The sequence below is a fragment of the Caulobacter sp. 602-1 genome, assembly GCF_003931565.1.
Lineage (GTDB): Bacteria > Pseudomonadota > Alphaproteobacteria > Caulobacterales > Caulobacteraceae > Caulobacter.
The window spans coordinates 1-276 of the sequence record NZ_RRYI01000198.1 but is presented as its reverse complement, the minus strand read 5'-3'; the positions used below and the strand labels follow the sequence as shown (position 1 = coordinate 276).

The window sequence follows — 276 nt, the reverse complement described above, 5'->3', positions numbered from 1 at the left end:
CCATCCTGACCTTCCTGTCTAGCTGGAACAACTTCCTATGGCCATTGGTTTCCGCGCAAAGCGAGGAGATGTACACGCTGCCAGTAGCCCTGTCCCTCTACTCCACGGGCCAGAACGCCACCAACTACAGTGTGCTGCTCGCCGGCGCCGTGCTGGTCATCACACCCATCCTGCTCTTGTTCGTATTCCTGCAGCGCTACTTCATTCAGGGCGTGGCTATGACGGGCATTAAATAAGCGGGAATTAAACAAGAAAGATAAGCTTCGATGTCTTCTC

Annotated in this window: 1 pseudogene; it reads left to right on the top strand. The window is 54.0% G+C overall.

What is annotated here, in order from left to right:
- A pseudogene (locus EIK80_RS25850) lies at positions 1–236 on the top strand (carbohydrate ABC transporter permease); the annotation flags it as partial.
- Positions 237–276 lie beyond the last annotated feature (40 nt).